Raw genomic sequence first — 22,067 nt, forward strand, 5'->3', positions numbered from 1 at the left:
AGTTTAACCTATGCTTAAACTTTATCGGATCAGGCGTCGAGGTGAAAATTGCATTCATTTGATGACTATTACTATTTTTATTTGGTCGTTAAATACGGCGGTTTCAGTGCTGCTAGTGACGCGTCAAATATAACTAAATCAAAGCTTAGTCGACGTATTTTAGAACTCGAAGCAAAATTTAATGTCACACTCATTCAACGTTCTACTCGCCATTTCAAAGTAACGCCTTTAGGTCAAGAATTTTTTCAAGAATGTGAAAAAGTAATCAACCAAGTTGATTGCGCTCATAATGTTTTACTTAAACAGAAAAGTGAACCTCAGGGTCTAGTTAAAATTAGTTGCCCACCCGTAATGATGCGTTATCAAATTCGCTCTTTACTCAATGATTTTTTGAAGCGCTATCCAAAAGTTCAAGTCGAGATGGAATTAACCAGCCGACGCGTAGATGTATTGCACGATGATATTGACTTGGCGATCAGAACTAATTTTTCTGCCAATGAAGACTCCACCATCGTGGTTCGTGATGTCATCAAAACCACTCATTGTTTAGTGGCAACCCCTGAGCTTTTACAGGGTCGCGTTTTAGAATATCCAACTGAAATCAATGATTTTCCAACAATTGTTTTAGGAACTCAAAAAACACACTATCAATGGAATTTGCACCGAATTGAAGGGCATGATCTCATTGAAATTCCATTACAACCACGTATTAAAAGTAATGATTTGGCTGGTGTGTATTATTCAGTGATGGATGGATTAGGTATTGCAGATCTACCTTATCTTACAGTGCAAAAGGATTTGGCAGCAGGACGGCTTATACACATCTTGCCTGACTGGTGCTCAAATATAGGGACTGTGCAACTCGTTTATGCATCACGTAAAGGACAACGACTCGTGATGGAAAAACTCATCGACCACTTGGTTGAAGGTTTACGACAAGCAGCACAAAATCAAGAAGGTTATGCCTCTTAATAAAGAACCAGCACATCGTGCTGGTTCTTTACTTTTCAACTTAATTTAGATCTTACCAACAAGCTCGATTGATGGTGCAAGTGTAGCATCACCTTCTTTCCATTTCGCAGGACATACTTCGCCTGGGTGGGCATGAACATATTGAGCCGCTTTCACTTTGCGAAGAAGTTCTTGAGCATCACGACCAATACCACCTGCATTAATCTCTACAATTTGAATTTTTCCTTCAGGATCAATTACAAATGTACCACGATCTGCCAAACCTTCAGATTCAATCAATACATCAAAGCTTTTAGACAATGTCCACGTTGGGTCACCAATAAGTGGATACTGAATTTTACCAATCACATCTGAAGTATCATGCCAAGCTTTATGTGTGAAATGAGTATCTGTAGATACACCATAAATTTCTACACCTAACTTTTGGAATTCAGCATAGTTATCAGCAAGATCGCCTAATTCTGTTGGACATACAAATGTAAAATCTGCAGGATAGAAAAAGACAACAGACCATTTACCTTTAAAATCTTGCTCAGAAACTTCAATGAACTCACCATTTTGATAAGCAGTTGCATTGAATGGTTTGACTTCAGTATTGATTAAACTCATGTGTTTTCCTCTATTTCTTTGTGAGAGTGTTGCTTCGTTGAAATAGAGAATACAAAAGATGATTGGATTGGTAAAACCGAAAGTATTTATAAAAACAATCGAATTTCTAGATTTAAAAGTTAATATATTTCTTTAAGAGAATAAATTAAATATAAAACACTGATTATTTTTTTTAAAACTTATTTAATTGGTTTCAATTTTTTGAAAATAATACTTTTCTTTTTTCATCCCAAAGAGAAAGATCATTCACTCTGTATGATCATAAACGATTCGAGTAATATCCATTGGGTTTAACCTCACACTATGAAAGCTCACTGTTCGAGGCTTACCATTCACCATCTTTCCCAAGATCATTAATCAAACGCTGATCTATTTCTATAATCATTATAAGAAACGATTGAAAATCTTGCTGCTCTAGCTCATTAAACTTCCTCTTCTGCACTCACCTGATGATAAGATCGATTAAAATAGACAAGACTTTCCTCTTGCGAGCTTTGTTGAATGGCTACAACTCGGCAAATAAAAATACTGTGTGTGCCCACTCGTTGAATTTGCTCAATCTCACAATCAAAACTGACTAAAGCGTCCTTTAAAACCGGGCAACCTGTTTTCAATTTACCCCATTGGGCTAATCCAAAACGTTGTTCTGCACTCAATTGACTCGATGCAAAAGCATTTGAAAGAGACTCATGTTGAGAACTGAGCACATTGACAGATAAAACTTTGTTCTCAATAAAATACTGATGAGATCGGGATGATTGATTCATACACACCAAAAGCGTAGCAGGTGAATCAGTAACGCTACATACAGCAGAAGCCGTGAAACCATGCTGTCCTGTTTCACCAGCTGTTGTAATAATATTGACTGCAGTGGTTAATAAAGACATTGCGTTTCTGTAGTCTGAAGCTTCAACCATTTTTCTCTTCTCAAATATAAATTGCTAAACTCGTGCGAACCTAGGATATAGGTGATTGCACAGATGATCCATCTTGAATGTAGAAAATAAACTCAGCTAAAGCACTAACTTCTTAGTTTAAGATCGCTGAACCCATACTTAAGGCTTCAAGTTTGTCACGTCCCACGTGACGAGACAGTGGTATCATTCCACAGTTGGTTGAAGGGTATAGCTTATCAGCATCGACAAATTGCAAAACTTTACGCAAAGTGTTCACCATTTCGTCAAGTGTTTCAATTTGATTGGTTGCCACATCGATTACACCGATCATGACTTTCTTCCACGAATCAGTTCAATAAGATCCATGGATATATGTGAGTTTTGCACTCTAAAGAAATGATGCCCCAACTTAGATTTTAGTAGTATCGGGAGTGACGTTTCAAAAGGACACCGTTCATTACTCAAAGTTTGTTTCCCATTTTTATTATCTTTCATAGAAGTACTTTTACAAATATGTATGGCGGTTTCACATTTCAAATTTTCAAGCGCTAGCTAAAGAATAGCAATTCTCTAGACAAATCAAAATTAGCTTTGTATCAAATTACTCAAGGTCATAAATAGAAACCAATCAAGTAGCGATCTAACGTCGCTCGAATTACGAGTCTATAAGTTCTATGATGAACTGTGGTCAGATTATTCACGGTATATTTACTCAAGACCAATCAAAATAATTCGATCAATAAACCTATCATGACTACCTAAAAAAAGAGCCTAGATAGTGTATCTAGGCTTCTCTTATTTTTATGCTGGGATACTTGCTACTATATCCTCTCGAGACCAGAGTCTGTGATTTTGTATCGCTTTCTTAAATTTATCTTGATGATCTTTAAAGGTTTTACTACAAAAAATAGCATCATCTTGTTCGATACTAAAGTATTCGAGAAGGTTTTCTTTATCTCCAAGCAAATAAATTGGTTTAAGATGTTTAAACGTTTCAAGAACATAGTGTTTTGCAACTCCATCAGCCTTAAATGCTTCTAGATTATCGCCATCAATAACAACAATTGCGTCATATGTGACTGACGGCTCACCATTTTGTCGACCATCTACTGCAATTTCTTTTCCATCTTTAGATTTAACTGGAGCTGCACTTGGAGCTAAAACTTCTGCAACCGCATTTTCACTTTCAGCCCATGCTTTCACGGCATCTACAGAAGTTGCATTTGCACCATTATGCACAAGTACTGCAATTTTACGTTGTTTAATATCTGGTGCAGGGAAAGCCTCAATGCTAAGTTTTTCTGAAATTTTAACTTTACTTTGTTTTTTAATCGCTGGCTTATCAGACAGTTTTAAACCTAACTCATTTGCAACGTATGTCGCGAGATCTTTATCGATATTTACTAGAATTCGATCAACCACGCGTTGACGAATTTCTTCATCTTGAACTTTAGAGAGTTCAAATGCATAAGCATCTTTAATATGCTGTTGTTCATGCTTCTTCAAACTCATATAGTGAAGTGTCGCTTGTGAGAAATGATCTGCAAAGCTTTCAGGTCGAATACGTAATTTACTTGCTTCCACATGTTCAGGATAAGAACTAAATCCCCCTTCTTGCTGCCCAATTTCTCGTGGCCAATTATCATCCACTGAATTTGGTTCATAATTTGCTTTTCCCTTGTAAACTTCATGGTTAGCAAATCCACCACGTCTATTGGTATGAAAAGGGCATACAGGTTTATTAATTGGAATTTGGTTAAAGTTAGCTGTACCTAAACGATGTAGATGGGTGTCTGTATAGCTAAATAATCTTCCTTGAAGTAAAGGATCATTACTAAAATCTATACCAGATACAATATTTGCTGGGCTAAAAGCAACTTGCTCCGTTTCGGCAAAGAAATCATCTGTATTACGGTTCAATATAAATTTGCCTAATGGAGTTACAGGTACTAATTCCTCTGGTACAAGCTTGGTTGGATCTAAAACATCAAAATCCCATTCAGAAGCTTCTTCTTCCGTGAAAATTTGAGCTCCTAGCTCCCATTCAGGATAATTTCCATTTTCGATTGCATCCCATAGATCTCGTCGATGGAAATCAGGATCTTTGCCATTCAGTTTTAATGCTTCGTCCCATACGACTTGAGCAACCCCTTGCTTTGGAGTCCAATGAAATTTGACTAAATGAGCTTTGCCTTGCGCATTGATAAGTCTGAATGTATGTACACCGAAACCTTGGATAGAACGCAAATTACGAGGAATAGCACGATCTGACATCACCCAAGTTGTCATATGTGCTGTTTCGGTATTTAAAGAAATGAAATCCCAGAAGGTATCATGTGCTGATTGTCCAGTCGGGACTTCATTCGGATCTTCTGGCTTGACAGCATGGACAAAATCAGGAAATTTAATAGCATCTTGTATAAAGAAAACAGGAATATTGTTTCCTACTAAGTCATAATTTCCTTCTTGCGTATAAAACTTAATAGAAAAACCTCGAACATCACGAACAACATCTGCTGAGCCTCTTCCACCTTGAACTGTAGATATCCGCGCAAAAATAGGGGTAGGATTGCTGGTATCAGTCAGAAATTTGGCTTTAGTCCATTTTTCATTGCCTTTATAAGGTTCAAAATATCCATGAGCACCAAATCCTCGAGCATGGACAACACGTTCTGGTATACGCTCACGATCAAAGTGAATTAGTTTGTCGCGCAATAGAAAATCTTCTAACAGTGTAGGACCACGCTCCCCTACTTTAAGACTATTCTGATTATCAACTACAGGAACCCCTAGTGAAGTCGTAAGTGTTTTACCTTTAGGGTCGACATAGCTATCCTGTTCAAACTGTTGAATTTTTGCATTGATACTGATCTTCTTCTTACTCATGTTATTTTCCTTATACATAGTTGTTAAGATAATAAGTTGTGCTTTATAAATTGAACTTAAACAGGTCACTATTTGTACAGTAATTTATCTTAGTATGTTAAAAAGATATTCTCATTATAGTTTTACTTAAAAATAACAATGTTAAAAAATGAGTTATCCAACTTTTATTCACATAATTTTCGGATATTTTTTATAAAATCATCATTGGTATGTATGGGGTAAATCTTAATCGTGATCTATATAATTCTGTTACTAGTATTATGATTCTATTTCCATAAAAGTCTAATTTTTCGCATTAGACTTTTATGAAAAATATTTTTAAATCATAATCTTATATAGATTATTAAATCCCAAGAAAAAAGATCGGCCATCTAAGTTTATTTCAAATACTTCACCTGATTCGACTTCAACTTGTTTAGAAACTTCTACAAGAATTTGCCCTCTCATCGTATTTTGAACTTTATGAAATGGGATAATGTTAATTCGAATGGTTTCACCATTCACTGCTTTTGCTGTAGTCCAGCCATTAGAGATATTCATTTTCACTTACTCATTCATGAGCTCATGTAAAATTAAAAATAATATTAAATATTTAAATCGAGAGTATGGATTCTGATATCGAAGAGGCTCAAGCCTATAATTCAAATTACAATTTTACATTAGCATGTATTTAATTATAAAAAGCCCACAATGAGATTGTGGACTTCTAAGATCGGCATGGTGCGAGTTCATGCTCTGCGTTAACTGTTTAGACATCATAGATATTAAAATCTATAAATTGAGAATACGCAATTCTAAGTTCTATCTAAACACTTCCGTTTCGCTTACGGATTCGATCAACAACGATTATACCATAAAAAATACTTTATGGTTTAATTTTAATATTTAAATGAGCTGGTAAATTTTACCAGTATTTAAACTATGAAAATTTAAATCAAAACTAGGTCTTATATTTTCATTATCAACAGTGATAAATTTAATATTTATTTGAGATAAGTTCGAAGCATGCTGCGAAGTATTAAATGTACCTATCACTGCATATTTAACTTCAAACTGATCTTTCACCTCAATTAATGAGGTGTTCATGAAATAGCTACAATATCACTTGCTTGTAAGCCACGCTGACCTTGTTGTACAACAAATTGAACTCGCTGTCCTTCGACTAGATTCTTGAAACCATTTGCTCGAATTTCACTAAAATGAGCAAATACATCTTGACCATTATCTACAGCGATAAATCCGAAACCCTTAGTTTCGTTGAACCACTTAACTGTACCAGTTGTTAAATTAGACATCATTTATTTCCTATATTATGTAATGAATAATTAGAAAATAATTTTGAAGATAGACTTTTAATAGAATGAAAGATGTAATTAATATCAGATCAAAATAAAATTAGTAAACAATAAAATTATAATTCTAGAAAACCAATATAACACATATTTAATTGATTTATTGATTTAATTTTCTTTAATAAAAAAACCTAACTACAGATCGACCGCAATTAGGTTGTAAACTTTTAAATTAGTTTTTAATTGGTAGCGGGAGCTGGATTTGAACCAACGACCTTCGGGTTATGAGCCCGACGAGCTACCAGACTGCTCCATCCCGCATCAACAAGTGCATTTGTACGCTAATTTGAGATATATAGCAATCTAAATAATTTATTTTTATCAAAAACTATAAAATCATTATCGTTACTAGATAAATTATTCAGATAATTCTGTTTTAAATTTTTGATGTAAAGACCTATACAAATTGAGTTTAAATTTTTCATTATTTAGTAATAATGTCGACTCTTCAGCCCAAGTAGCCTTTCCCACATCTAAACCAGAATGATTCAATGCCCAATCAGATATATACCCATAGATAAAAGAGTTATCAGCAAAGACCCATTTTACGATCTTATTTTGTTCATTCAGAAACACCTTATATGTAGGTAATGAACCAAAAAAACTAAATTTAGTGTATATATATTTGTAATGTTCGTTCATAGAATTATTTTTAAAAAAAAGATGAACCATAATAGCAGTTTTATGTGTTTTAACTCATAAAAAAAACATCGCTTGTAAAATCAATTCGAGGTTGATTTTAAAATACGGATTCACTTTTTTCATAAAAAAATTAATGATCACATGAAGGTCTTCTCGATCACTTTTTCAAGAATAATTTTAGAATTAATGTTGGCTATACCTTTAATTTTGTTTAACTTATTAATAATAAACTGGGAAAACCCATTTAAATCTTTGGTGGCCACAAAGAGAACGTAATTCGAATCCCCTGTAATGATAAAAGCATTGATCACTTCATCAAAATTACGAATCTGGCTCAGAAAATGCTGATGATCTGATTCGGTCAGCTGATTGAGTTTAATTTCGACAATCGCCTCAACCTGAATACCCAATTTTTCATAATTAATTTTTGCTTGGTATTTTTCGATGACTCCATTGTTTTCTAAAATTTTGACACGTCGATGGCATGCTGAAGCAGAAAGATTCACTAAATCTGCCAATTCCTGATGACTTAGTCGTGCATTTTGTTGTAATAGTCTTAAAATTTTATGATCAATGAGGTCTAAATTCATTCCTAAATATCATCCTGATTTTTTATATTTAATTCGAATACTATCCAGTTTTCATGCAATTTCAAGCATAATTATCGGATAAATACTAAAAATTACCGTGATAAAATCGAATGAAATAACACGGACCGAGTTAGGATAAAAATGATTACCTTAGATCAATGCAAAGCATGGGATGCTGAAGACGAACTGAAACATTTAAAAAATGAATTTGCTTTACCTGAGAATACTATCTATCTAGATGGAAATTCCCTTGGTGCACGCCCTAAATCTGCTTTAACACGTGCTCAAGAAGTGGTGAGCCAAGAGTGGGGGGAAGATCTCATCAATAGCTGGAACAAAGCGGATTGGTGGGGATTATCGACTCGGTTAGGTGATAAGGTGGCTCAGCTCATTGGGGCAAATCCAGGCGAAACGGTGATCTCTGATTCAACCACACTCAACTTATTTAAAGCACTCTCTGCTGCTGTCAAAATCCAAGCTGAAATCGCTCCTGAACGTAAAGTGATTATTGCGGAAAAGGACGTCTTCCCGACTGACCTCTATATTATTGAAGGTTATATTGACCTTGTTCAAAAAGGCTACCAACTGGTTTTAATCGAACATCCTGATGAATTAGAAACCACTCTGAAAGCCCATCAAACGGCAGTTGTGGTGTTGTCACATATCAATTACCGCTCAGGATATTTCTATGACATGGAACAGGTCAACCAAACGATTCATCAATATAACGCTTTGGTCATCTGGGATTTATGTCACTCTGCAGGTGCTGTGCCAATCGATTTAAACAAGACCCAAAGTGATTTTGCCGTAAGTTGCACATATAAATACCTTAATGGTGGACCAGGTTCTCCTGCTCTCATCTGGGTAAATGCAAAACACCAAAATAAATTTTGGCAACCTCTTTCAGGATGGTGGGGGCATCAACGTCCTTTTGATATGGCTGATCACTACGAGCCAGCTCAAGGCATTCGTCGTTTTTTATGTGGCACACAAAGTATTTTGTCCATGAGTTTGATCGAATGTGGTTTAGATGTGTTCTTAAAAACTGACATGCAAAAGATCCGAGAAAAATCTCTAAATTTAACAGATCTCTTTATTCAATTGGTTGAACAGGAATGTGCTGAATTTGGTTTTGAGTTAATTACACCAATCGATCATTTACAGCGTGGTAGTCATGTGAGTTATTGCCATGAACACGGTTATGCCATTGTCCAAGCGCTTGTTGCACGTGGTGTGATTGGAGATTACCGAGAGCCAGCCGTGCTCAGATTTGGGGTCACACCTTTGTACCTAAGCCATGAAGACATTTGGCATGCTGTTCAACATCTTAAACAAGTGATGCTGAATGAAGAATGGAAAAATGAAAAATATTCGGTGCGAGGTCAAGTAACTTAATTCAGTTACTCACTTTATATCACCATGGCCAGGAGGGCTTATGAGTAACTTCGATAAAATTCAAACACGCGAAGCAGGATTACATAAAAAATTAACCGCTAAACAAATGGGCATGATTGCAATAGGCGGTGCCATTGGCACCGGTCTATTCATGGGTAGTAAATTTGCCATTAGTTTTGCAGGACCTGCTGTCATTCTAAGCTATGCGATCGGCGGATTAATTGCTTTTGCACTAATGGCTTGCTTGGCAGAAATGACTGTACAACACCCCACTTCAGGCTCGTTTGGTGCTTACGCTGAACATTATATAAATCCACTTTCTGGTTTCTTAGTTCGTTATAGCTACTGGGCATGTATCGTGTTGGCTGTAGGCACAGAAATTACCGCCGTGGCTGACTATATGAAACTTTGGTTTCCTCATGTCGGTTCAGGTATTTGGATCGTGTTTTTTTCAACCGTACTTCTCGCAGTAAATGCTTATAGTGTCAAAGCATTTGGCTTAGTTGAATATTGGTTTTCGACGATCAAAGTGTTTGCCATCATTGTGTTTATTCTGTTGGCAATAGGTATTTTGACGCAAGATCCAAATCCTCATCAAGCGCTAACTCACAATCTCACTGCACATGATGGCTTTATGCCAAATGGATTTAAAGGTATTTGGATTGGTGTCATTATTTCTATTTTTAGTTATCTCAGTATCGAAATGATCGCGGTTGCTGCAGGTGAAGCCAATGATCCTGAAAAAGCAGTTAAATACGCTTTCAAAAGCACTGCGATTCGCTTATTTCTATTTTATTTACTATCGCTGAGTTTAATTGTCACTCTCGTTCCATGGACTCAATTGATAGCACCAGGTGCAACCAGTCCTTTCGTGTCTGTTATGCAAATTGTCGGCATTCCTTTTGCTGATCATATTTTAAACTTCATTGTGATTGTGGCAGCACTGTCCGCAATGAACAGCATGTTATATATCTCAACGCGTATGTTATTCAGTTTGTCACGTTCAGGAGATGCACCTAAGCTGTTTGGTAAAATTCGTAAAAATGGGGTGCCCATCAATGCCTTGCTACTTTCGGCAACAGGTATTGCCGTGGCGAGTATTGTTTATAGCATTAATCCCGAATCAGCATTTCCAATCATGATTGCACTGTCCATGTTTGGAGCTTTATTTACTTGGGGGGCGATCTTTGCCACACACTATTTCTTTAGAAAGAACTTAGCAAAAAATAATATCCACCTCAAATACAGCATTCCTGGTAGTCGTTATATTTCCTTTATTGGTTTGTTTGCCATTCTTGCAATCACGCTTACCACATGGTTTACGCAAGAATTTAAATCAACTCTCCAGTTTGGCGTGCCTTTTATCGTGATGTTAATCATTTTCTATCAAATGAAGAAATCATCGTTAAAGCATCAATTAACTGAAAATGAACAAGCCTAGTAAAGGAGCTGTAAATCATGCTCTATGACAACTCGAAAACTGTGGTGGATGAAAATCAGATCTTGTCTGATTTTAAAAAAATGAGCCAAGCAACTTATGAACAACACCATCATATTGCCGATTTACAGTATGACTTTCAGCGAAGATCTACACTGGATTTTTTCCCCACGCCTGTTGCCACCAATACTACTGTTATTTTTATACATGGTGGTTATTGGCAATGGTGTGAAAAAAGGGATTTTGCCTTTGTTGCTGAATTTGTTTTAAAGCAAAATGCTCAATGTGTGTTGGTTGAATATGATTTAGCACCTCTAAGTAGTTTAAATCTGATTAATCTACAAATTCGCAAAGCGCTCGATTATATCCACAAACAAACTTGGATCAGCTCCAATGTCATTGTGGTTGGGCATTCTGCCGGTGCCCATTTAGCTGCTTTAAATTTAGATCACCCCCTGATTGGTTCAGCAGTATTACTCAGTGGGATCTATGACCTAAAACCGATTCAAGAAACACATTTAAACAAGGCGCTAAATTTATCTGAGCTAGACATTAAAAACTTAAGTCCAGTTGAACATTCTACGCACTTTGCTAAGCCCTGTACGATTGCGTATGGACTCGATGAGTTACCAGAACTGAAATGGCAGAGCCAAAAATATTATCAAATTCGACAGCAACTAGAGCCTGAATTCACGCATCTATTGAGTTTTGTAGACACTAACCACTACTCCATTTTGGAACGATATTTTAAATCGACAATGACCACCTAATTTCTACTCAGCTTTAATCAGCAGAATCACCAGCTTAATTTATATTTAGTCACACGGATGTTACTATGTCAAAACCATGCTTTTACAAGCTATTGCTTTCCTGCACCTTTATTTTTTCAAATCTTACATTTGCCGAGATAACACTCATTGATGAACAGCAAATTGTGAGTGAATCCGATCGTTTAAAACTCACCACGTCTGGTAGTATTCGCCTACAAGCCTTAAATTTCGATCATTACGATCGATCTAACGAAAATCAGAAATATCGCAGAGATGGCTATAGCTCAAATAGCCGTATGTATGCCAATGCTGATTATGCATGGAATGAACGTTTGCATTTAATTGCAGGCTATCAAAACTATATCAATCTTCCCAAGATGCTGGATTGGAACGGTCATTACCGTTCCTCTGATGAAAACATCACCACCGAACAGGCGTATATTGGTCTGCGTGATTCAGCGTACGGTACCGTTAAATTTGGAAAAATCTATAGTATTTATTACGACATTGTAGGTGCCAAAACTGACCTATGGAATTACTCAACCTTGGCTCAGCCCCAAACGTGGAGCCCTGTCGCTTATACAGATGGTACGCAAGCAGCTCATAAAACTTTACGTTATGAGCTCAAAACGGATAAAGCAAACTTATATGCCAGCTATTTGTTCAAGGATAGTACGACGGTCGCAGATACGGATGTGCAATATCAACGTAAAAATGGTGCCGAATTGGCAGTTGATGTGCATTTAAATAAAAATTTAAGTTGGGCGACCTCATGGAAGTACAACGATGCTAGTCTGAACAATCAACAAGATAAACATGATTTAAAGCAAGAAATTTGGGCAAGTTCATTATTTTATTTTGATGGAAAATGGATGCTTAGCTTTGGCGCTGGTTGGTATAAAAATCTAGTTCCAAATTTTGATGCTTACAGTGAATCGAGCGATTTTCAACTTCAATCATTGCTGAATACTGAGGCTTATGGCGTTGAATTTTATGCGGGACAGCACTTCAAGATTGAAGAATACGGTATCAAATTCATTCAGCCCTATATCATGGGAAATCAACTTGAATATACCAGTGGCTCAGAGTTTAAACGCCGTGATCTCGGTGTTGGTATAGCAGCTAGATTTAACCATGGTTTTGGATTTGATTATGAACGTTTATATACACATGATACGTTCCAAACCCCAGATATGCATTTATTCCGTTTACGTTATGAATGGTAAATTCTAATTTTAGGTTAACTATCCTTCAAAGCCTTGTTATTTAAAAAGGCTTTGAAGGATCACTCATGGATTCGCATCAAATCTCAATAAGTTGTAGCGTTATACAAAGTCTTTAATAAATTTTATTTAATGCATAACATTTCAATTAACTTAATATTTTTAGAAAGTTGCATTGACATGGGTTCAAAATAAATCGTATCGAATGAATTATTATCATCTACGGCTTTACCTTGCGGCGTAAAACGCTGGCTTTTGACATAGGCTCTGGCTTTATTTTGACAATCAATTTGATGAACGGCTTGTATGTAGCCCTTGGGTTTGATGTTTAATGAGGGTACGCCATGCTCATAAACATATTTATAATCAATTTCAAAAATATGCGAGGCTTGATCGAGTGATTTAATGGTCGTTTTATCAATATAAGACCAGCCCCCATCATCCCGATCAAACATGGTCCATTGTGGTGATTGTGCTAAGCTCATGCTGCTACACAGCACACAAGTTAAAAATATAATCCCGTGTTTCATTCAACTATCCCTAATTCAACTATGAACAAACGTTTTACTATATCACCATAAAAACAAAAAACCCTTTGTTATACAAAGGGTTTTTAACTATTTAATTCATTGTTAAATAATAAAAAACATTAAAATTTAACAAAAACTACTCTCAGGTATGTGTCAGAACGGTAAATCATCATCTAAATCAGATGGTGCTGTCGCCATTGGCTTCGGCGCTGGTTGATTTTGTGGCTTTTGGAAGCCTTGGTTAACGTTGTTATTACCATAACTAGCTTGGTTACCATAACCGCTACCTTGATTATTATTGTTATAACCACCTTGGTTGCCATAACCACCGCCTTGGTTGTTATTAAAACGTGGTTGATTATAACCTTCACCACCATTTTCACTTTGCTGACGATTATTAGAATCTAACATCTGCATTTGTTCGCCACGAATTTCAGTCGTGTAACGTTCTTGACCATTTTGGTCTGTCCACTGACGGGTACGTAAAGAGCCTTCAATATAAACTTTTGAACCTTTACGTAAATATTGCTGTGCAATTTCACCTAAACGATTATGTAAGACGATACGGTGCCATTCTGTTTGTTCTTTGCGTTCACCTGAGTTTTTATCTGTCCAAGATTCACTTGTTGCAATTGAAAACTGCGTTAATGAACCACCATTGGGAAATGTTTTTGTCTCAGGATCTTTACCTAAAGTACCAACTAAAATAACTTTATTCACGCCGCGCATGTGCTCTAATCTTCCTATTCGATTCTATGTTTTACTTTATAAGAGTTATGATTAAATGGCTACCTCTTTACCCAACAAGTGCGTTAAATGTTGTCGCGCAGTGTCATCTAACTGCTGCTTATCAACTTTGACATAGACCACTTGTTGATCAGTCATCACCACGACCTCTTCAATACCACGAATTGCCAGTAACTGAGAAGTCCATTCATCTGTTTCTTGGACTTTGGGCAAACTCAAAATCAGTGATGATAAATAACGTGGCTGCTTTAATCCAAAACTAATGAACAGCCAAAGAATGGCAATTCCTGTCAGTACCCCCCAGCCTAGAGCAGTGTTATTTAACATCAGCAATTGCCCACCCAGTATACCGCCAAAAAAAGCACCTAAGAATTGACCACTGGCATTCACACCCATTGCTGTCGCTTTGGATTGGATAGGTGCTGCCTTCGATAACCAAGATGGCAGTAGTGCTTCCATCACATTAAAGGCAATAAAGAAAAGACCTAAACCAAGCAACAAAATGTATTTCGATTCAAATCCAAAAATCATCACGATCAAACCGGCGATGATCCCAGCAATCGCAGTCAGAAAAATACCTCGCATTTTTCGATATTTTTCAGCAAGAATGATACTAGGAAAAGCAAAAAATAAACTGATTACCAATAAGGGAAGATAGATCAAACCATGCTGAGCTAAAGGAATATCTGCAAAGTCAATCAATTGAGAAGGCACATAAATGAACATCGCCGTCAGCAATAAATGCAAAGCAAACACAGAAACATGTAAGCGATTTAAATCGCCCATTTTCAAAACTTGTTTTAGCTGAGTGAGATAACCTTGCTGAAAATTTTTATGATGACGTGTTGTTTTGGGAACAAGAAATAGCATTGCAATGGCAAGTAATCCCATGAGTGTGGTCACCCAGAATAAGCCTGAAATACCCACCACGCTGGTCAACCATGGCCCTAAACTAAATGCAATAACGAAAGAGAGACCAATACTCATCCCCATCATTGCCATCGCCTTCATACGATTTTCTTCACGCGTAACATCTGCCAATAACGCCATGACGACAGCAGAGACAGCTCCACCCCCAGCTATTGCACGCCCTATAATCACACCATAGATTGTGTCTGACATTGCTGCGATTGCACCACCCAAGGCAAACAACAATAAACCCAATACGATCAGCGGCTTTCGGCTATAACGGTCTGCAATCAAACTAAAAGGAATTTGTAGTATTGCCTGAGTCAAACCATACACACCTACGGCCAAACCAATCAAAGCAGGTGTTGCATATTCATAAGCCTGTCCCGCAACAGAAAAGACCGGGACAATCATAAACAGACCTAACATTCGCAATGCAAAAATGCTGCTCAATGCAAATGTGGAACGGCGTTCTAAGGCATTCATCATAAAATTTAGGTAATCGCGTGATTTCTATGTCTACTTTGATTATAGAATATTCGGCTGATGAACAGGCATGAATTTTATTTGAAATAAAGATCAACACCATCTGTTTTCCCTAGGGCAAAAGCCTTAAGCCAAAAAAAGCACAGCTTGTGCTGTGCTTTTTTGATTTATTCATCTAGCCTTGTAGCGCTTGACGCTTCTTATATTGAATAGATGCAATCACTGCCCAAACAATAAATGCTACACCAATCAGACCTGTAACCACCTCAGGAACATGTACGCCTGTACCACTCGCAATCATAATGAAAGCCAATGCACCAATTGCATAGTGCGCACCATGTTCTAAATAGATGTAAGCATCTAAAGTGCCTTTCTCAACGAGATAGATGGTAATAGAACGAACAAAGATAGCACCAATCGCAAGACCTAACATAATCACCACAACATCTGAGGTAATCGCAAAAGCACCAATCACACCATCAAAACTAAATGATGCATCCAATACTTCTAAATACAAGAACCCGCCGATACCTGCTTTGACTACGCCTGTTGGCACACCATTACTATCGTGACCAATTGCATTACCATTTTCATCAATTTCAGGCTCACCACCCAGCAAATGGCTCAGTACTTGTACCCCAATATAAATGACGATGCCCCAAATACCCGCCATAGTCACGACTAAGCGTTTAGCTTCATCAACATTAGCAGCCATGATCAGTAAAGCCACTAAAGCAACAAATACAGATAGTGCAGGTACAGATGCCAATTTCGCTAAACGACGCTCAATCCATTTGAACCAATGCGTGTCTTTACCATCATCCAAGAAAAAGTTAAGGAATACCATCAATAAGAATGCACCACCAAATGCTGCAATTTCAGGATGATGATTCATCAGTCGTGCCGAATATTCTTTAGGGTCATTTAATGCCAAATTGACAACTTCCATCATGCCCATATCCGCTGTGACCGCGACGATCACAATTGGGAAGATTAAACGCATACCAAATACTGCAATGAGAATACCCACAGTCAGGAAAAGCATTTTCCAAAAGTGATCCCAATGACGAAGCACTGAAGCATTGACGACAGCATTATCAAAAGAAAGTGAAACCTCCATCACAGCTAAAATTGCAGTGATGGTCAGTACGGTGAACATGGTCTTGAGGCCAGCTTCTGGACCATGGGTATAACCCCAATAGGCAGACAGCGCAAGACACACGATCGTGAATACGATAGAGAAACCAAAATGTTTCCACATAATCTAGCGACCTTATAAAAAATGAGGTGAATCAATAAAAATTTTACAAAACATAAACTTAGGATTTTTATATGACGAATATTAAGTGAAGTCTGTGCTTAGTGATTTGTAAAAATTCTATAAATTGAATGTCTGATCTCTAGCGCTAAAAGACACTCAATTAAACTGTGCTAATTATGACGAGTTTTCAAAATTTATCCAAAGTTCTTCGTATGATTTTTTTGTTGAAGATGATGTATCGCTCAAGCTAGTTTTGTAACGACAAATTGATATGATCTTAGCTGATACCTAGAGATGATTTTATTCAGGATGGATTTATGCGTTTTTCAGAAGCCATTTGGCAACGAAACTACGATTTATATCAAAAAACATTAGCACTCCCTTTTAACCAAGAACTGGCGCTTGGAACACTCGATCGAGAAGCTTTCTGCCATTACGTCATTCAGGATGCGCATTACCTGGTTGCCTATGGTCGAGCATTGGCTATTTGTGGTGCTAAAGCATATGACTCCGATGCCATTATTCAATTTACGCAAGGCGCTAATGAAGCAATTGTGGTTGAACGTGAACTGCACAATGGTTTTATGCACGAATTTGGCATCACTAAAGCTGATTTTGAAAATACACCTTTGACTGCTGCTTGCCATCATTACACCTCATTTCTGACAGCTACTGCATGGTCAGAGAGTTATCCTGTCGTTTTAGCTTCATTACTGCCGTGCTATTGGATTTATGCGGAAGTGGGCAAAGACATTCTTAAACGTAATATTGCAAATAATCCTTATCAAGCGTGGATTGACACTTATGCTGGCGAGCATTTCAACGAAGAAGTACGCAAAGTCATTGAAATTATTGACCGAGTTGCGGCAGAAAGCGATCAACATACCATTGAAAAAATGCATCAAGCTTACACACGGGGAGCTGAACTCGAATATTTATTCTGGGATAGTGCTTATCATCAACGTCAATGGTTAAGCCTAGATCACTCATGATGCTATCACCTGTATAACTAAATTAAAGGTCGGTGATCTAAACTGCATTGCCGACTTTCAGGCTCATTTCGATTTAAATGGATTTAAGACTGGATTTTAAAGCAAACTTCAAGCACAATTATTATTGATAATAATTCTCATTATCATAAATAAAATTTACTTGAGGTTTTCTATGCAACATTCACTGGGAACAGAAGCAATCCGTGCATATTTCACTTTACAATGCTGTTGGTTAAATAATGAAGAAGTTTATTTAGAAAAAGGATGTACACACTGTGGATCTGCTGCCACATATCTCATTTATTTTACCAATCATCATATTCAAAATTTAATGCTCGACTTCATTGCACAATACTCTTGTTCAAGCTCTATACGTTTTGATTTTCTAGATTTACAACATTTCGAAGCCGAATATAACGATTTTCTTCAACACTTAGAAAAAGAAGTAAATTTTTACGCACGTCAACATCATGCTATTGAAAGACATATATGTTTTGAACAGGTGGACTCTATTTTCGAACGTCACTATTCACGTGCTTGCTGATCAATATTCACCCGAAATTCACTTATACTTAACATCCTATGGCTCATCATGACATCAAATTTGCGAATTGATTCTGTCTTGTTCATCTATTTAAAATCAGATTGCAGGAGCTCTCAAAGCACTTTACATTGGACTTTTGCTGTTCAATGAAATTTTACCGACATAATTTGTCGTGTTTTATTCTTCATTTGTGCTTGAACAAAATTAAATCGCTATCATATATCACCTTCACTCAGCATATTTTCGAGATGTTTTATGAGCCAAAGTCATATCCGTATTCGAGGCGCACGCACCCATAACTTAAAAAATGTGAACCTTGATATTCCACGCGATAAATTCGTGGTGATTACGGGACTTTCAGGTTCAGGTAAATCTTCACTGGCTTTCGACACCTTATATGCAGAAGGTCAACGTCGCTATGTGGAATCTTTATCTGCCTATGCACGCCAATTCCTATCCCAAATGGAAAAACCTGAAGTCGATTCGATTGAAGGTTTAAGCCCAGCTATTGCCATCGAGCAGAAATCAACCAGTCATAACCCACGTTCAACGGTCGGTACGATTACTGAAATTTATGACTATTTACGTTTGTTGTATGCTCGAGTGGGTACACCCTACTGCCCTGAGCATGACTTGCCGATGGTGGCACAAACCGTGTCGGAAATGGTTGATGCGGTTAAAGCACTTGAAGAAGGTACAGCTTTATTGTTACTTGCTCCTGTTGTACGTGAGCGCAAAGGTGAATACACCAATTTATTTGAGCAATTACAAAGCCAAGGTTTCGTCCGTGCACGTGTAGACGGTGAAATCATGGAAATTGATCCACCGCCTGAACTGGATAAGAAGAAAAAACATACCATTGAAGTCGTGGTCGACCGTTTTAAAGTCCGCGATGACTTAGGCAACCGTATTGCAGAAAGTTTTGAAACCGCACTGCGTTTAGGTGGTGATATTGCTATTTTGTCATGGATGAAAGGCGAACAATCTGATCGTGTGTTTTCAGCAAAACACTCATGTCCTGAATGTGACCGTGCCGTTGCCGAACTAGAACCTCGTCTGTTTTCTTTTAACAACCCATTTGGTGCTTGCCCGGTCTGTGATGGTTTAGGGACACGCAGCCATTTTAGTTCTGACAAACTCATTCCAAACCCTGAAGTCAGCATTAGCCAAGGGGCAATTCGTGGTTGGGATCGTCAGCGTCCATACTATTACAGCATGATTGAAAAAGTCGCTGCACACTTCGACTTCTCTCTTGATACGCCGTGGAATGAACTTGATGCGGATACCAAAAAGAAATTCCTTTACGGTACAGGCAAAGAAAAAATTGACTTAAGCTATATCGATGAACGCGGTCGCCGTCATAACCGTGTGATGGCTTTCGAAGGGGTTTTACCACATTTAGAACGTCGTTACCGTGAAACTGAATCAAACTATGTGCGTGATGATTTAGCACAATACTTATCTAATGCTGCATGTGACGCTTGTGGCGGTTCACGTCTCAATGAAATTTCACGTCATGTGCGTGTCAAAGACAAAACCATTGCCGAAATCACCAAAATGTCGATTGGCGATGCTGAAAGCTATTATCAAGATCTCAATCTTGAAGGCGCCAAAGGTGAAATTGCCGATAAGATTTTTAAAGAAATTCGTGAGCGTTTGCACTTCCTTGTATCCGTAGGCTTGAACTATTTAAGTCTATCTCGTTCAGCCGAAACCTTATCAGGCGGTGAAGCACAGCGTATTCGTTTAGCTTCGCAAATTGGTGCTGGCTTAATGGGCGTGATGTATGTGCTGGATGAGCCATCGATTGGTTTGCATCAACGTGATAATGACCGTTTGCTTGAGACTTTGGTTCGTTTACGTGACTTGGGCAACACCGTTTTAGTGGTAGAGCATGATGAAGATGCCATTCGTGCAGCGGATCATATTATTGATATTGGTCCTGGTGCAGGGGTGCATGGTGGTCATGTCATTGCCGAGGGGACTTATGATGAATTGGCAGCCAATGAAGACTCTCTGACCGGCAAATACTTGTCAGGCAAGTTAAAAATTGAAGTGCCAAAAACGCGTGTACAACCACCAAAACCTGATGAGCAAATTAAGCTGATGGGTGCATGTGGTCACAACTTAAAGAATGTCGATTTGACTATTCCATTGGGTGTTATGACTTGTGTAACAGGTGTTTCGGGTTCAGGTAAATCAACCCTCATTAACCGCACCTTATTACCGCTTGCAGCAACACAATTGAACGGTGCAACCACGTTAACCGCTGAAAAGTTTGATTCGATTGATGGCTTACAATTCCTCGATAAAGTCGTGGATATTGACCAAAGCCCAATTGGACGTACACCGCGCTCAAACCCTGCAACCTATACAGGTTTGTTTACGCCAATTCGTGAACTCTTTGCTCAAACCCCAGAAGCCAAAGCACGTGGGTATGCCGCAGGTCGTTTCTCGTTTAACGTGAAAGGTGGTCGCTGTGAGGCTTGTGAAGGCGACGGTATGATTAAAGTGGCGATGCATTTCTTACCGGATATGTATGTGCCATGCGATGCCTGCCACGGCAAGCGTTATAACCGTGAAACTTTGGAAGTCGGCTATAAAGGTAAAAACATTTCTGACGTACTCGAGATGACCGTTGAAGATGCAATGCATTTCTTTGATGCGATTCCTGTCATTCATCGTCGTTTAGAAACTTTACATCAAGTTGGTTTAGGTTATATCCGTTTGGGTCAGTCGGCAACCACGCTTTCAGGTGGTGAAGCACAGCGTGTGAAACTTGCGCGCGAACTTGCCAAACGTGATACGGGTAAAACCCTGTATGTGCTGGATGAACCAACCACAGGTTTGCATTTCCACGATATTGCCAAACTTTTAGATATTCTTCATGAGCTACGCAATAAAGGTAATACCATTGTGGTGATTGAGCATAACTTAGATGTGATTAAAACTGCCGACTGGATTGTGGACTTAGGTCCTGAAGGTGGTGCTGGTGGCGGTATGATTATTGCTGAAGGTACACCTGAAGAAGTAGCGAAAAATAAGGTTTCGCATACGGCGAGATTCTTAAAGCCGATGTTGAAATAATCTCCCCCCTTACGGATTAATGCTCCTCATCTTTGAAAAGGAGGGTTAGGGAGGTTTCAAAATAATAATTTATTATGCTAATACGGTGATTCATTCACCGTTTTTTTTCTTATGACTTTATTAGAAATATTAGATACAGCTATTAAAATTGGTTTAGGTGCGCTCATTACAGGGATCATTACTTATTTCAATCAAAAGGCAAATTTGAAGGCACAACAAAATAAGGAAAACAAAGAGTTTAATCGTAATCTTTTAACAAAAATTTCTTCTGATATAGAGTAAATAAATCATTTAATTTTAAAAATTTGGGCTATATTTGATTTTGAAATTAAAAAGCCTGTATTAGATAAAGAAGTAATTAGCGACAGACTCTCTCCTCTGCGAGAAAACCTATTTGATGACTTTAATCTATTAAGTAAAAATGAAGGGCTTTTACTTTTATATGACTATAAAGATCAACAAGAAATATTGAGAAGATACGGTGAACTTGTAGGTGCTTTTAATTCCTATACATGTTTTCGTAAAGAATCTGTTTCAATTGAGAAAACTGCTGAATATAAAGCAAGTATATTAGAGACTAGAAAACAACTTTATCAAAGTTTAAATAAAGCCATTCCTAAATAATTTTTAACTGAAATCCAATCACATGAAAGCGACCTGGATGTCGCCCGTTTGATTAAGATATAAGGATGTATCCTCAATCAAACAAAAGCATTTTGCCTACTTTTTTCTTTCAAA

19 protein-coding genes, 1 tRNA gene and 1 pseudogene are annotated in these 22,067 nt (G+C 37.6%); 9 read left to right on the forward strand and 12 right to left on the reverse strand.

The genetic code is table 11. The annotated features are described in order from the left end of the window. Positions 1-48 precede the first annotated feature (48 nt). Complete coding sequence (locus AC1M9J_RS05255) at positions 49-972, forward strand: LysR substrate-binding domain-containing protein (RefSeq protein ID WP_035267593.1); 924 nt, start codon at positions 49-51, stop codon at positions 970-972. A 45-nt stretch (positions 973-1,017) separates the two neighbouring features. Here AC1M9J_RS05255 and ahpC read toward each other — a convergent pair whose 3' ends face one another. The 8 genes and pseudogenes from ahpC to gigD form a co-directional block, all read right to left on the reverse strand. Then, entirely contained in the window at positions 1,018-1,581 is a 564-nt protein-coding gene (gene ahpC, locus AC1M9J_RS05260) for an alkyl hydroperoxide reductase subunit C (RefSeq protein WP_481595768.1), read from the reverse strand. Positions 1,582-2,003: 422 nt separating this feature from the next. Continuing rightward, positions 2,004-2,498 (reverse strand): flavin reductase family protein, encoded by a 495-nt coding sequence (locus AC1M9J_RS05265; protein ID WP_035267597.1) that lies wholly within the window; start codon positions 2,496-2,498, stop codon positions 2,004-2,006. A 112-nt stretch (positions 2,499-2,610) separates the two neighbouring features. Beyond that, positions 2,611-3,026 (reverse strand): annotated as a pseudogene (locus AC1M9J_RS05270) (uroporphyrinogen decarboxylase/cobalamine-independent methonine synthase family protein); the annotation flags it as partial. Between the two features lie 252 nt (positions 3,027-3,278). Then, positions 3,279-5,363 (reverse strand): catalase, encoded by a 2,085-nt coding sequence (locus tag AC1M9J_RS05275; RefSeq protein ID WP_481952000.1) that lies wholly within the window; start codon positions 5,361-5,363, stop codon positions 3,279-3,281. A gap of 318 nt (positions 5,364-5,681) precedes the next feature. Further along, a complete protein-coding gene (locus AC1M9J_RS05280; RefSeq protein WP_035267598.1) occupies positions 5,682-5,903 on the reverse strand; it encodes a hypothetical protein in 222 nt (73 codons plus the stop codon). Between the two features lie 542 nt (positions 5,904-6,445). Further along, the gene (locus AC1M9J_RS05285) at positions 6,446-6,658 is read right to left on the reverse strand and encodes a cold-shock protein (RefSeq protein ID WP_035267602.1); all 213 of its coding nucleotides are present in this window, start codon (positions 6,656-6,658) and stop codon (positions 6,446-6,448) included. Positions 6,659-6,899: 241 nt separating this feature from the next. Further along, positions 6,900-6,976 (reverse strand) — tRNA-Met (locus AC1M9J_RS05290). Positions 6,977-7,494: 518 nt separating this feature from the next. Next, on the reverse strand, positions 7,495-7,947 hold the full coding sequence (gigD, locus tag AC1M9J_RS05295) for an Lrp/AsnC family transcriptional regulator GigD (protein WP_092766480.1): 453 nt from the start codon (positions 7,945-7,947) through the stop codon (positions 7,495-7,497). A gap of 141 nt (positions 7,948-8,088) precedes the next feature. On the opposite strand from gigD, the gene kynU reads away from it, so the two are divergent. From kynU to AC1M9J_RS05315, 4 genes are all read left to right on the forward strand, one after another. Further along, the gene (kynU, locus tag AC1M9J_RS05300; protein WP_481591876.1) at positions 8,089-9,342 is read left to right on the forward strand and encodes a kynureninase; all 1,254 of its coding nucleotides are present in this window, start codon (positions 8,089-8,091) and stop codon (positions 9,340-9,342) included. Between the two features lie 40 nt (positions 9,343-9,382). Continuing rightward, positions 9,383-10,783 (forward strand): amino acid permease, encoded by a 1,401-nt coding sequence (locus AC1M9J_RS05305; protein WP_481952001.1) that lies wholly within the window; start codon positions 9,383-9,385, stop codon positions 10,781-10,783. Positions 10,784-10,800: 17 nt separating this feature from the next. Continuing rightward, entirely contained in the window at positions 10,801-11,550 is a 750-nt protein-coding gene (locus tag AC1M9J_RS05310; RefSeq protein WP_481607223.1) for an alpha/beta hydrolase, read from the forward strand. 164 nt (positions 11,551-11,714) lie between these two features. Further along, positions 11,715-12,776 carry a porin gene (locus tag AC1M9J_RS05315; protein ID WP_481952002.1) on the forward strand — a complete coding sequence of 354 codons (1,062 nt, stop codon included), beginning with the start codon at positions 11,715-11,717 and terminating at the stop codon, positions 12,774-12,776. 122 nt (positions 12,777-12,898) lie between these two features. Here the strand turns inward: AC1M9J_RS05315 and AC1M9J_RS05320 are convergent, their stop codons facing one another. The 4 genes from AC1M9J_RS05320 to AC1M9J_RS05335 all read right to left on the reverse strand — a co-directional run bounded on the left by AC1M9J_RS05320 (position 12,899) and on the right by AC1M9J_RS05335 (position 16,706). Beyond that, positions 12,899-13,303 (reverse strand): hypothetical protein, encoded by a 405-nt coding sequence (locus AC1M9J_RS05320; protein WP_481952003.1) that lies wholly within the window; start codon positions 13,301-13,303, stop codon positions 12,899-12,901. A 153-nt stretch (positions 13,304-13,456) separates the two neighbouring features. Next, positions 13,457-14,032, reverse strand: coding sequence for a single-stranded DNA-binding protein (ssb, locus tag AC1M9J_RS05325; RefSeq protein ID WP_481591864.1), 576 nt, complete (start codon positions 14,030-14,032; stop codon positions 13,457-13,459). 51 nt (positions 14,033-14,083) lie between these two features. Next, positions 14,084-15,448, reverse strand: coding sequence for an MFS transporter (locus AC1M9J_RS05330; RefSeq protein ID WP_481608651.1), 1,365 nt, complete (start codon positions 15,446-15,448; stop codon positions 14,084-14,086). Positions 15,449-15,620: 172 nt separating this feature from the next. After that, positions 15,621-16,706 (reverse strand): DUF475 domain-containing protein, encoded by a 1,086-nt coding sequence (locus AC1M9J_RS05335; protein WP_179999088.1) that lies wholly within the window; start codon positions 16,704-16,706, stop codon positions 15,621-15,623. A gap of 317 nt (positions 16,707-17,023) precedes the next feature. On the opposite strand from AC1M9J_RS05335, the gene tenA reads away from it, so the two are divergent. The 4 genes from tenA to AC1M9J_RS05355 all read left to right on the forward strand — a co-directional run bounded on the left by tenA (position 17,024) and on the right by AC1M9J_RS05355 (position 21,611). Next, a complete protein-coding gene (tenA, locus tag AC1M9J_RS05340; RefSeq protein ID WP_481952004.1) occupies positions 17,024-17,698 on the forward strand; it encodes a thiaminase II in 675 nt (224 codons plus the stop codon). A gap of 172 nt (positions 17,699-17,870) precedes the next feature. Continuing rightward, the gene (locus tag AC1M9J_RS05345) at positions 17,871-18,242 is read left to right on the forward strand and encodes a hypothetical protein (RefSeq protein WP_180028470.1); all 372 of its coding nucleotides are present in this window, start codon (positions 17,871-17,873) and stop codon (positions 18,240-18,242) included. A gap of 255 nt (positions 18,243-18,497) precedes the next feature. Next, on the forward strand, positions 18,498-21,329 hold the full coding sequence (uvrA, locus tag AC1M9J_RS05350; protein WP_180028471.1) for an excinuclease ABC subunit UvrA: 2,832 nt from the start codon (positions 18,498-18,500) through the stop codon (positions 21,327-21,329). A 111-nt stretch (positions 21,330-21,440) separates the two neighbouring features. Continuing rightward, positions 21,441-21,611: a hypothetical protein gene (locus tag AC1M9J_RS05355; RefSeq protein ID WP_481952005.1), complete on the forward strand. Its 171-nt coding sequence runs from the start codon at positions 21,441-21,443 to the stop codon at positions 21,609-21,611. Positions 21,612-22,067 lie beyond the last annotated feature (456 nt).

The organism is Acinetobacter sp. ANC_7588, from assembly GCF_056783995.1.